Here is an 11513-nt window from a genome sequence, read left to right as displayed (position 1 = left end):
GCAAGGCGGCACGCGCCTTCCGGAAGAGCCAAATCGCGCCGACGGCAAGCACGGCAATGAGTAGGGCGACGAGCCCCACCCAAATCACTACCCACGACCACCACGGCATAGTCAGCTAGCTTACGTTGTCACCCTGATCGCCCGCGGCAATCAGCGCACCACGAAGCCAGTCGGCGACGAGTTTACGGACATCGCTTGGCCCCGTGACGACAAAACCGCCCGCGTGCTCGGCGGCGAGCCGCGCCGCAACTTCGGGCCCGCGCAGGCGGAGATCCGCGCGAATCCAACCATCGGGGCCGATTTCAGGCACCTTCGCGGTGCCGAAATACGGTCTGATCGCCGCGACCGCGCCGGCGCGAATCGCGACGCTGACGGTCAGCAGCGATTTTCCCGTGACCTCGAGGGCGCGGTCGCGCTCCGCCTCACTGTGGGGTTCGGCAGGGGTGTCGAGCAGCTCAATGTCGAAGATGCGGTCGCTCCGGAACCACCGAAGCGCCTGCCGTAAGTGGCAGTACGTGTTGAGGTAGATGAGCCCGCTGCGAGACTCGAGTCGCAGCGGGTCAACGATCCGCTCTTCGGGTGCCGACGATGACTCGCCGATGTAGCGCATGCGCAGCTGGCGTCCCGAATCGATTGCTTGGCGGATGAGCTCGAGCTGCGGATCGCGGTTCGACGGGGCCTCCGTCGTCGTGGCGCCGCGAAGCTTCGCCTGGAGCTCATTGATGCGAGTGGCGTCGCTTATTGTCGCGGTCTCCCGCAGCACGTCGAGTCCCGTAAGCACGAGGGTGAGCTCGTCGGCGTTGAAGCTCCGAGGCGCGCCGTCCACGGGTACGCTCGTCAGCTTGACCCACGGCTCCTCCGCCTCCAGCCCGTCCGCGTCGAAGTCGAACATTCGCGACGGATCGACTTGGCCATCACTGTCATACAGTTCGAGCGACCAGACGTAGTCGATCAGTGCGCGCATGCGGGTCGGCGTTTGCCGGAAGGTCGCGGCGAGCTCGCCCAGGTCAAAGCCGTAAGGATGCTCGCGCAGCAGGTCGACGAGTGACGAGACGAGCAGCACATCGTTCGCGTTGGCTGCGGCGGTCATACGGATTGCCCCTCGTGCAGTTCAAGGGCACGCCGCAGGCGGTCCCGCACGCCCTCACGAATAGTCTTCGGCGACTCCACCACCAGAAGGTGGGCGAGCCCGGCAAACTCATCGCTCAGCACGCCGAGGTCCCAGTCGAAGACGTCGAACGTGACCCACTCGTCCGTGCGGCAAAGCTCGGTGCCGCGGCCGCGCATCCTCGCCTCGGCCTCGGTGCCCGCACGCGCCCGCACCCGCACGGGGCGCTCAGCGGCAAGCGCATCGAGCTTTGCCTCAAGGCCTGGCTCGGCCGTATGGGAAGCGTCGGCAGCGCCCGCGATACGAATCTCAGAAACGATGCGGTTCACGAGATAGGTGCGGTGCGCGTCACGCTCGACGTCCCAGGCGTGCAGCAACCATCGACCCGACTTTACGATAAGCCGCAGCGGATCCACCGTTCGTGGCCAAGGGTCGCGGCTGTCCTGGTTCACATAGTCGAAGCCGATGCGCTTCGCGTTTGCGATCGCCGAGCGCAGCTGCGCGAACACCGGATGCGTCGACACCTTCGCCGTGGGCTGCGATGCGGCCGCTTCGCCGCCGCTCGCGCCGCTCGGCAGCAGCTTCAGGTAACCGCGGCGCGCATCCTCGTCGAGGCTACGATCGAGCCAGACCTGCGTGGCGGAGTCGATGAGCAGCGTTTCCTGCGCGTCAAGACGCACGACCCCGACCGACGCGGTGCTGCTCTCGAGCTGGTAGCGCCACTGCGCACGGTCGCCCGGGTTCTCGGGGTCGGGCACGGTCTCGACCCGAAAACCGCTCGCTTGGAGCTCGGCACGATCTCGCTCGAATTTCTTCTCGAGTGCGTCGTTGCGCTCACCACCGTTGCGCTCGAGCTGCACGCGATACTCGGGTACCTTGCCGAACAGCTCGTCGCTGGTCAGCGGATGCGCGCTGCTCAAGAGCGCAAGTAGGAGTTGGCTCTGTCGAGCGTGCTGGGGTTTCAGCGGAGCTACCATATTTACACCAGGGCAATGATGTCGGCGACGAACACGAGCGTGCTGCCACCAGGAATCGGACCGTATGTCTCGTCACCGTAACCCAGGTCAGACGGGAACACCGTGACGACGCGCGAGCCCACCTGCTGGCCGACGAGTGCGTCGCGGAAGCCCGCCACGACCATCGAGGTCGGGAATGCTGGCGGCAAGCCGGTCTCCCAGCTCGTGTCGAACACTGAGCCGTCGCTGAGCAGGTAGCCCGTGTACTGCACGATCACCGTATCGCCGTCGGCGACGGTTTCGCCGTCGCCGCGCAAGATGACGGCGGTCTGCTGCTCGCTCGGCTCAGCCGCGTCGGTGCTGATCGTGACATCGGGTTCGCCCTCGCCGTCGGAGACCTCGGCGTACTCGAAGGTCTCGCCGGTTGGCGTGCCGGTGGCGGATGCGCCGGGCGTCACCTTGACGACGTCGGCGACCATGAGCACGGGGTCGCCGGCGTTGCCCTCGCCCGCAACCAGGCTGATCGGCACTGATGCGACGACGCGCGAACCCGCATTGACGCCGACGAAGAGCGGCTCGACAAATGCCGGCAGCTCGGTGTTCGAAAGCTGGGTCGCGGGGCCGAGCGAGCCGTAGGCACTCAGGGCATCGCCGTCCTCGGCGTAGTAGCTCCCGACCACGACCACGACCGTGTCGTCGGCCGTGAGCGGTTCGCCGTCACCCTCGGCCACAACGGTTCGCTGAATGTCTGTTTCTTCGCCGGTCAGCTCGGCCGGTGCGGTGATCTTGACGACCGGTTCCCGCCCAGTCTCACCCGAGACCTCGACGCCGTCGAGACGGTCGCCGCCGTCGACGACCGTCACCTGAGCCGCGGCGTCACTCGAAGCCGACTCGCTCGGCGCCGGGTCGGACGCCCCCGCGCAGCCGGTGAGGCAGAGCGCCACGACGATGGTGAGCGACAGGGCGCTGCGGATTGGCCGGCGCATTACTGCGCTGCCGGTGTGCTGCCGAGCACGTCCATGACCACGACGATCGCGTCGCCGCTGCCGACGGGCACCTGACCGTCGGCGGTGTAGGCCGCGACCGTCGATGCCGGCAGCACGACCACGCGCTGCGAGCCGACCTCAATGCCCTGCAGTTCGGCGGTCGCGCCGAACATGCCGTCATCGGTGTCCCCGACGGTGGTCTGAACGGGGCCCTGACCGCCCCAGGTCGTGCTGATCGTCGAACCCGACGTCCACTCGAACGCTGAGAAATTCATGGTGACCGTGTCGCCCGCGGCGAGCTTCGGCCCGCTGCCCTGGATCGTCGTCGCGCTGCGCAGCTCGGTCGGCGCGACCTCGCTCGGCATGGTTACGCCGGGCGTGCCATCGGGCGCGGTGACGACGGCCGGGATGCCGTTGTGCTGGGGCGCGATGCTGCCGGTCGCGGCCGAGTGGTAGACGCGGTTCACCTTCAGGGTGACCGTCGCCTCCTGCTGCAGCTGCGCCTCGGTCAGCTGAAACTGATCAGGCGAGAAGATCTGCTTCATCTGCATCGTCGCGGTGATCGTTTCACCGCCCTGCGCACACTGGAGCGCATCCTTGACGCCGACCATGCCGTAGTCGTCGAGGATGCCGACGTTAACCGGCGCAGGGTTGCCCTGAGCATCCTGCTGCAGCGATGTCTCGGGGTAGATCTCGGTGCCATCGGAACTCGAGATCGCGAAGGTGAACTCGGCGACGCCGTCACCGTTAATGACGGGGCCGCTGCCACCGCCCTCGCGCTGCGTCTGCACGGAGTCGGCGGGCGCGCACGAACTCACGTTCTCGCTGGCTGGAATCTGGGCGCAGCCGGCGAGCACGGTGCCGGCGAAGATCGTGGCGCCCGCGAGCAAAGCGCGGGTGTGGCGGCGGCGAGCAATCACAGGGAGTCCTGTCCTTCCGTGGCGGTTGGGTCCATTATCTCGTGCGATTCGCGCGTCGCGTGCTCGGCGCCACGTTGGGCGTCGCGGCCGCGCTTGCGGAGGACCTTGTCGCTCACGGTTCGCTCGCCGACCGTGGCTTCGGTCCACGCCTCAGGGTCGCTCGGTGTCCACGCCTCGCGATCGGCGTCAGTGCCCGCCACCTTCGAGGTCTTGCGCTTCTCGGGCAGCGTCGTGCCCGGGGCAAGGCGACGCGCGGTGAGCAGGAATCCGGTGTGCGCCACCATGCGGTGGTCTGGCCGCACGGACAGGCCCTCGACATGCCAGCCGCGCACCATCGTTTCGTCGGCCTCGGGCTCCGTGAAGCCGCCGTAGTCGCGAATCGCCTCGGCGACACGCGATAGCTGTGTCGCGGTGGCCACGTAACACACCAGCACGCCGCCGGGAATCATCGCCTCCGCGACCGCCGGCAGGCATTCCCAGGGCGCGAGCATGTCGAGAATCACCCGGTCGACTGTGCCGGGTTCAAACTCGCGCGGCAGCGCATCCTGCAGGTCGCCGATCGCGATGCGCCAGTTGTCGGGCTCACCCCCATACACGCTCGCGACGTTGCCTCGAGCAACCTCCGCGAACTCCTCCCGGCGCTCGAAACTCACGAGCTCGCCCTGCCCCGCAAGCATCCGCAGGAGCCAAAGCGAGAGCGCACCCGAGCCGACGCCGGCCTCGACCACGCGGGCGCCGGGGCGGATGTCGGCCTTCGCGAGGATCATCGCGGAGTCCTTCGGGTAGATGATCGCGGCGCCGCGGGGCATCGACATGATCACGTCGGTGAGCAGTGGGCGCAGCGCAAGGTACTCCATGCCGCCGGTCGACGTAACAACCGAACCGTCGGGAATGCCGATGATCGCGGCGTGGTCGATCGTGCCGTACTGCGAATGGACCTGTCCGCCCTCAGTGAGCCAAGTGGTCGTAAGTCGACCCTTCGGGTCGGTCAGCTGCACGCGTTCGCCGGCGCGGAAGGGGCCGGACGGTGGCGACTGAATCATTCGGTGGGGACTCCTCGTGTTCGGAAGGTTGAGTAGAGAGCGCGAACCTGCGGCCAGTCAAGGCCGACGAGGCTGTCGCGCCGGATGTAGTCGGGGCTCGGTGGGATGTCGACGCCGTGAGGCACCGCGATGGTGACGCAATCGGCGGCGAGCGCGCCCCGGATGCCGTTCATCGAGTCTTCGATAACAATGCAGTCGGTGACCGCCACACCCAACTCCCCCGCCGCATAAATAAAGGAGTCGGGTTCGGGCTTGCCCGGGCGCACGTCCGAGCTCGTGACCGTCAGCGTGAACTGGCAGCCGGGTAGGTGCCGGAGGACCGCATCCGCCAGCGCCCGATTTGAGTTGGTGACGAGAGCCGTCGGTACCCCGTGGTGATTGAGGTCGGCGAGGAGTTCGACGGCGCCGGGTCGCCACTGGATATCGTCGGTGACGCTGTCGCAGACGTCGGCAAAGACCTCGTCGACGATCTCTTCGAACTCGTCAGTCACGCCGAGCGACTGGAACAGGGTTACGACCTGCTCGGAGGATGCGCCGACCAGGTCGATCTCCTGCTGCCGGGTCAGGGTCGGCAAGCCGCGACGGGACAACAGCGCCGACTGCGCCCGAATCCAGTGCGGCTCGGTGTCGGCAAGCGTGCCATCCATGTCCCAGAGGACGGCTACGGGTGCGCACTCGCTCATAGGAGAACATCCTACCGGCGACCGTCATCGCAACGTCGTAGGCTAGGCGGAACCCAATTTCCTACGGAGAAACCGCGTGACCTCACAGCTTCCCCTGCCGAACTTCGACTCGAACACCCCCTTTGCAGAGGGCAACACCCTAGTGATTGCGCTGCAGGGCTGGAACGACGCCGGCGAGGCGGCAAGCTCGGCAGCGAAGGAACTCCAAGAGCAGCTCAACATCGACCTGCTCGTTGAGCGCTTCGAGTCGGAGGATTTCTTCGACTACAGCGTGGCGCGCCCTCGGGTCGAGTTCGCGGGCGACGGCCGCAAGGTGATCCGCTGGCCGGGCGCGACCCTCGCCGGACCGGTGCGCGGTGGGCGTATCTACACGCTTACTGGCGTCGAACCGAACTTCCGCTGGCGCCGCTACGCGAGCGAGGTCGTAGCTGCAAGCGAGCGCATCGACATTTCGAGCATCGTGCTCGTTGGCGCACTGCTCGCCGACGCACCACACACCCGCGACATCCAGGTGTCGCTGAGCAGCGACGACGAGGGCCCGCAGCACGAGCTCGGCATCGAGGCGTCGTCTTACGAGGGGCCCACGGGAGTCCTTTCGGCCATCGCCGAGGAGGCGCATGGCGCGGGCATCCAAATCGTGTCGATGTGGGCCTCGGTGCCTCACTACGCGCAGACGCCCGAGCTGCCGAACCCGAAGGCGACGCTCTCGCTCGTGAACGAGCTTGCAAAGCTGCTCAAGGTCGACATCAAGTCGGATCACCTGCGCGAGGAAGCCACCACGTGGGAGGAGCGCGTCTCTGAGGCGGTCGAGGCCGATGACGAGCTGCGTGGTTACGTTGAGTATCTCGAGCAGACCCGCGACGTGGTCGACTCGGAGGAGGCGACCGGCGACGCCATCGCCGCCGAGTTTGAGCGCTTTTTGGCCGATGGTCGCAACAATCCCAATCGTGCCGGTGGCCATGCGACGCGCGGCGACACGGGCTCACTGCCCCGCGTTGAGCCCGGCGACTCGAAGAACGGCGGAACCGACGAATCCGGTGCCGAGGGCTCGGACGACGAGGGCGACGGCTCGAAGTAGGCCGCGGCGGTTGGCGCAGCGCGCCTGGAACTACCTAGCTTGCGAGTAGGTCGATGCCCAGCAGCGCATCGACCGCAGCGACGACCTCCATGCCAGGTGTCGCCTCGGCGGCCCAGGCGTCAACCGCGGCGATCGCACCGGCGGTGTCGAGGTCATCGGCGATACGCGCACGCATTTCCGATACGGTTTCGGCACCACCCGAGGTCGCGCGGCCGGCGGCCTCACGCCAGCGCTCGAGGCGCGCCTCGTTCTCGCAGAGTTCGCCCTCGAACCACTCCCAGTCGCTGCGGTAGTGGTGCCCGAGCACGGTGAGCCGCACCGCGGCCGCGTCGCGACCGGCCTGCGTGAGCTTCGAGACGAGCACGAGGTTGCCGAGCGACTTCGACATCTTGGTGCCCTCATACCCGACGAGGCCGGCGTGGGCGAAGTGGCGGGCGAACGGCTCGCCCGTCAGCGCCGTGGCGTGGGCGCAGGTCATTTCGTGGTGCGGGAAACGTAGGTCGCGGCCGCCCGCCTGCACTGTCACCTGGGGACCGAGCTCGCTGGTGGCGATCACGGCGCACTCGACGTGCCAACCCGGGCGACCGGCGCCGACACCAGCATCCCAGCTCGGCTCGCCCTCGCGGTGGGCGCGCCAAAGCAGCGGGTCGAACGGCGAACGCTTGCCGGGGCGATCGGGGTCGCCGCCGAACTCAACGAATGCGCTCGCGAGTTTGTCGGGTGAGAAGTGGCTCATCTCGCCGAGGCCGTACCGACCGGTGGCCTGCACTGCGGCGACGTCGAAGTAGATGTCGTCACCGTCGGCGTCGTTGGTGGGCACGGCGTACCCGAAGCCGTCTGCGACGAGGCGGTCGACCGCCTCCGCAATCTCGTCGACGATGTCCTTGACTCGCACGTACGCGTTCGGCGGAATCACGCGCAGCGCAGCCATGTCGCCCCGGAAGAGGTCGGTTTGCGACTCGGCCAGGTCTTCCCAATCGACGCCGGTCTTCGCCGCCCGCTCGAGCAGCGGATCGTCGACATCGGTGACGTTCTGCGCGTACTCGACCTCGACGCCGGCCTGCGAGAGCGCCCGGATGAGCGTGTCGAACGCGAGATACGTCGCCGCGTGGCCGAGGTGCGTCGCGTCGTAGGGCGTGATGCCGCAGACGTAGAGGCGCACTCGGCCATCCGCATCCGCCTCGAGCGGGAGCACGGCGTCAGCGGCCGTGTCGAACAGCCGAACCGGGGCCGCTTCGCCTTCCAGCTGTGGAACTGCAGGACGCGGCCAAGACTCGATTCGCTTCACCCCGACAGTCTACCGGGGCGCGGCGCGTTAAGCGCTCCCGGCGAGCGGGTCGACGACGCCCGTAATGAGCAGGATGATCAGCAGCGTGCCGAGCGCGATGCGGTAGATCACGAACGGCATGAAGCTGCGGGTCTCGACCCACTTCATCAGGAACTTAATGACTACCCAGCCGACGAGGAACGAGATGACGGTGGCGAGCAGCGTGGCACCCCAGTTGAGCGGTGTGCCGGTGGTTTGGTCTTCAGTGAGCGCGCCAAGTAGCTCATACCCACCCGAGCCGAGCACGGCCGGGATCGCGAGCAGGAATGCGTAGCGTGCGGCCGAGGGACGGTCGTAGCCCATGAGGCGACCCGCGGTAATGGTGCCGCCCGAGCGCGAGACGCCGGGAATCAGCGCGAGCGCCTGGGCAAGACCGTAGAGCAGGCCGTCTTTCCAGTTGAGGTGCTCAAGAGTCTTCGCACGCCGCGAGAGCACGTCGGCGAGACCGAGAATGATGCCGAAGACGATGAGCGAGATCGCGATGATCCAGAGCGAACGGAACTGCGTGCGGATGAGGTCCTGCAGCAGCACACCGAGTAGGACAATCGGCACCGAACCGATGATGATGAGCCAGCCCATGCGCGCGTCGGGGTCGTTGCGCGGCACCTTGCCGGTGAGTGATTGCACCCACTTCGTGATGATGCGCACGATGTCGCGCCAGAAATAGACGACGACGGCGAGCTCGGTGCCGATCTGGATGATGGCGGTGAAGGTCGCACCCGGGTCGTCCATGCCCATCGCGAGGCCCGCGACGCGGATGTGCGCGCTTGAGGAGATCGGCAGGAACTCGGTGAGCCCCTGCACGATGGCGAGAACGATCGCCTCCAACCAGCCCATGTGCGTTGTTCCTTTCGCTCGCCTAATGCCAGCCGTTGATATTACGCCCAGGCTTCCCGAGAAGCCGTGGGAGACGCGCGGTGGCTAGTAGGTGCGCAAGAAGTGCTCGAGCACCTGGCGACCGAAGACGAGTGATTCGAGCGGCACTCGCTCGTCAACGCCGTGGAACATCGCCGGGAAGTTGAGTTCGGCCGGGAGCTGCAGCGGTGCGAAGCCGTAGCCGTTGATGCCGAGTCGGGCGAGCGACTTGTTGTCGGTGCCGGCGGGCAGCAGGTACGGGATGATCTTGGCCTCGGGGTCGTACTCGCGCAGGGATGCGAGACTCGCGTCGACGAGCGGGCCCGTTGAGGGTGCCTGGGCGCCGATTGCCTGCCAGTCGATCTCGACCTCGATGCCCTCGCCGACAATCTCGCGAATCTGCTCGAGCACCGCATCCTCTTCGCCCGGCAGCGGACGCACGTCGATCGCGACCGACGCGGTCTCGGGGATCACGTTGTGCTTGTAGCCGCCATCGAGCATGGTCGGGTTCGCAGTCGTGCGCAGGGAGGCGCGCAACCAGGCCGCCGCGAAGCCGCCACGGAGGGCGAGCTCGTCCGGTGAAACCTGCTCCGCATCCGCGCCGGTGGCCTCGCACAGCGCGGCGATCATCTCGGAGGAGGTCTCGTTGAGCTGCACCGGCCACTCGTGTTCGGTGAGGCGCACGATGGCGCGGGCGAGCTCGGAGATCGAGTTATCGCTCGTCGGCACGACTTTCGAACCGTGGCCGGAGGGGCGGCGCGCACGCAGGCGCAGCCAGATCATGGCCTTCTCGCCGGTCTGTAGTAGGTAGGCCCGCTGGCCGTCGATGTTGATCGAATAGCCGCCGACCTCGCTGATCGCCTCGGTCGCTCCCGCGAAGAGCTCGGGCTTGTTGTCGACCGCCCAGTGGGCGCCGAGCTTGCCGCCGTCTTCCTCGTCGGCAAAGAACGCGACGATCAGTTCGCGCTCCGGCAGCTCGCCCGAGGCGATGATGTTGTCGAGGGCCGTGACGATCATGGCGTCCATGTTCTTCATGTCGACGGCGCCGCGGCCCCAGATGCAGCCGTCGCGCACCTCGGCGGCGAACGGGTCGACGCTCCAGTTGGAGGCGTCGGCCGGCACGACGTCGGTGTGGCCGTGCACGACGAGTGCGGGCTTGTCGGGGTTACGGCCTGGGATGCGCGCCACGACGCTCGTGCGATTCGGCTCGGACTCGAACAGCACCGGCTCGGTGTTCAGCGCGCGGAGGCGCTCGGCGAGGAACCCCGCGGCCTCCCGCTCCCCCGAGCTCTTGCCATTGCCCCAGTTCTGCGTGTCGATGCGGATGAGCTCGCGCGTGAGGCTGACGGTCGGATCGGAAGTAAGCGGGTGTTCCTCAGTCATGAAATCAAGCCTAGGCCGGTGGATGCGCGGGCGGGGCGCGCTTGACGCTGTTTGACGGTGCGGCCGGCGCGTCAGTGGTTCGTGCACCAGCGGAATAGGCACGCGCGAAACATCGTTGGGCAAGTCATGGGTTCTGCGCTTGTTCTGGATCAGTTCGGTGACACCAATCACCTGAGACTCGCGCGCATCGAGACGCGACCGCTACTGGCAACGGAGGTGCGCATCGGTGTCACCGTCGCGGGCCTCAACCCCGTGGACTGGCAGATCGTCGAATCTCGCGCCCTCGCCACCGTGTTCGGGCTCGAGCTTCCGATGGGATTCGGCAACGACTTCGCCGGGATCGTGGTCGAGACCGGCCCCTACGTGCGCCGCTGGAGCGTCGGCGACCGTGTCTTCGGCGGGGCCCGCGGCCGTGCCGTCGCGACCTCGATCGTCCTCGATGAAAATCATCCGAGTCTGCGCCGCACGCCACCGACGGTCTCCGACCTCGAGGCTGGAGTGCTGGACATCGCGGGACGGACGGCGTCTGCCGTCGCTGACGCTCTGTCTGTGCAGCCCGGCGAGACCGTCCTCGTCGGCGCGGCGGGCGGAGGCGTTGGTTCGATCCTCACGCAGCTACTCGTTCGGCACGGCGCCAACGTCATTGGAACCGGGTCACTCGCTTCGACCGACTACATTCGGTCGCTCGGCGCGCGGCCCATGAGATACGGCGACGAGCTGGCCGCCGACATTGCCGCGAGCAACATACCTATCGCTGCGACTGCGGACCTGCATGGAACGGACACCGCTCAGGCTGCGATCCGCTCGGGCGTCCCGCCACACCGCGTGGTCACCATCGAGGCGGACCAACCGCCCGCCGGTGTTGTTCGGGTCAATGGTTCCGACGCGTCGCCCGATGCGCTCGACCGGCTCTTGGAGCTGATCTCCACCAAGTCCTTGCGCATCCCCATCGCCGCGACCTACACCCTCGACCAGTTCCATCTCGCGATCTCACACCAGCGCAGCCGCCACGTCCACGGCAAGATCGCAATCAGTACTTCCTTGAGCAACGCGAGCTAGATCTACGCCGACGAAGTAGCCCGGGCACCAACCGTCACTAACCGAGTCACTCATGCGGCCAGTTGATGTCGGTGGCTCGTGCGAGAGTGAACTTGTCTCAGAAACCCGACCGCGG

Annotated in this window: 11 protein-coding genes; 2 read left to right on the top strand and 9 right to left on the bottom strand. The window is 67.1% G+C overall.

Features of this window, described 5'->3' with window-relative positions; all coding sequences use genetic code 11:
* Positions 1-115: 115 nt before the first annotated feature.
* From ID132_RS03245 to ID132_RS03220, 6 genes are read right to left on the bottom strand one after another with little or no spacing between them, the layout of a single operon-like run.
* Positions 116-1090: a helix-turn-helix transcriptional regulator gene (locus ID132_RS03245; RefSeq protein ID WP_125105953.1), complete on the bottom strand. Its 975-nt coding sequence runs from the start codon at positions 1088-1090 to the stop codon at positions 116-118.
* Positions 1087-2028: a helix-turn-helix transcriptional regulator gene (locus ID132_RS03240; RefSeq protein WP_164509681.1), complete on the bottom strand. Its 942-nt coding sequence runs from the start codon at positions 2026-2028 to the stop codon at positions 1087-1089. The genes ID132_RS03245 and ID132_RS03240 overlap by 4 nt, the downstream gene beginning before the upstream one ends.
* Positions 2029-2087: 59 nt before the next feature.
* Positions 2088-3050, bottom strand: a complete 963-nt coding sequence (locus ID132_RS03235; RefSeq protein ID WP_125105951.1) for an FKBP-type peptidyl-prolyl cis-trans isomerase — start codon at positions 3048-3050, stop codon at positions 2088-2090.
* Entirely contained in the window at positions 3050-3970 is a 921-nt protein-coding gene (locus tag ID132_RS03230; protein ID WP_193127827.1) for an FKBP-type peptidyl-prolyl cis-trans isomerase, read from the bottom strand. Before ID132_RS03230 ends, ID132_RS03235 begins: the two co-directional genes overlap by 1 nt.
* Positions 3967-5013 (bottom strand): tRNA (adenine-N1)-methyltransferase, encoded by a 1047-nt coding sequence (locus tag ID132_RS03225; protein WP_125105949.1) that lies wholly within the window; start codon positions 5011-5013, stop codon positions 3967-3969. Before ID132_RS03225 ends, ID132_RS03230 begins: the two co-directional genes overlap by 4 nt.
* Positions 5010-5696: an HAD family hydrolase gene (locus tag ID132_RS03220; RefSeq protein WP_193127826.1), complete on the bottom strand. Its 687-nt coding sequence runs from the start codon at positions 5694-5696 to the stop codon at positions 5010-5012. The genes ID132_RS03225 and ID132_RS03220 overlap by 4 nt, the downstream gene beginning before the upstream one ends.
* A 76-nt stretch (positions 5697-5772) precedes the next feature.
* Between ID132_RS03220 and ID132_RS03215 the strand changes: the two genes are divergently transcribed.
* Complete coding sequence (locus ID132_RS03215; protein ID WP_125105947.1) at positions 5773-6774, top strand: proteasome assembly chaperone family protein; 1002 nt, start codon at positions 5773-5775, stop codon at positions 6772-6774.
* 34 nt (positions 6775-6808) lie between these two features.
* Here ID132_RS03215 and mshC read toward each other — a convergent pair whose 3' ends face one another.
* From mshC to ID132_RS03200, 3 genes are all read right to left on the bottom strand, one after another.
* A complete protein-coding gene (gene mshC / locus ID132_RS03210; RefSeq protein ID WP_193127848.1) occupies positions 6809-8053 on the bottom strand; it encodes a cysteine--1-D-myo-inosityl 2-amino-2-deoxy-alpha-D-glucopyranoside ligase in 1245 nt (414 codons plus the stop codon).
* Positions 8054-8089: 36 nt separating this feature from the next.
* Entirely contained in the window at positions 8090-8938 is an 849-nt protein-coding gene (locus ID132_RS03205) for an undecaprenyl-diphosphate phosphatase (protein WP_125105946.1), read from the bottom strand.
* Between the two features lie 84 nt (positions 8939-9022).
* Entirely contained in the window at positions 9023-10339 is a 1317-nt protein-coding gene (locus tag ID132_RS03200; RefSeq protein ID WP_125105945.1) for a M20/M25/M40 family metallo-hydrolase, read from the bottom strand.
* A 126-nt stretch (positions 10340-10465) separates the two neighbouring features.
* Here ID132_RS03200 and ID132_RS03195 point away from each other — a divergent pair, with 126 nt between their 5' ends.
* A complete protein-coding gene (locus tag ID132_RS03195; protein WP_125105944.1) occupies positions 10466-11398 on the top strand; it encodes an alcohol dehydrogenase catalytic domain-containing protein in 933 nt (310 codons plus the stop codon).
* Positions 11399-11513 lie beyond the last annotated feature (115 nt).

Source organism: Gulosibacter sediminis, from assembly GCF_014904065.1.
GTDB lineage: Bacteria > Actinomycetota > Actinomycetes > Actinomycetales > Microbacteriaceae > Gulosibacter > Gulosibacter sediminis.
This window is presented reverse-complemented; position numbering and strand designations above follow the sequence as displayed.

Bases quoted from the DNA above. Each gene is read 5' to 3' on its own strand.
- ID132_RS03245 (WP_125105953.1), bottom strand. From the start codon at position 1,090: ATGACCGCCGCAGCCAACGCGAACGATGTGCTGCTCGTCTCGTCACTC.
- ID132_RS03235 (WP_125105951.1), bottom strand. From the start codon at position 3,050: ATGCGCCGGCCAATCCGCAGCGCCCTGTCGCTCACCATCGTCGTGGCG.
- ID132_RS03225 (WP_125105949.1), bottom strand. From the start codon at position 5,013: ATGATTCAGTCGCCACCGTCCGGCCCCTTCCGCGCCGGCGAACGCGTG.
- ID132_RS03220 (WP_193127826.1), bottom strand. From the start codon at position 5,696: ATGAGCGAGTGCGCACCCGTAGCCGTCCTCTGGGACATGGATGGCACG.
- ID132_RS03205 (WP_125105946.1), bottom strand. From the start codon at position 8,938: ATGGGCTGGTTGGAGGCGATCGTTCTCGCCATCGTGCAGGGGCTCACC.
- ID132_RS03200 (WP_125105945.1), bottom strand. From the start codon at position 10,339: ATGACTGAGGAACACCCGCTTACTTCCGATCCGACCGTCAGCCTCACG.
- ID132_RS03195 (WP_125105944.1), top strand. From the start codon at position 10,466: ATGGGTTCTGCGCTTGTTCTGGATCAGTTCGGTGACACCAATCACCTG.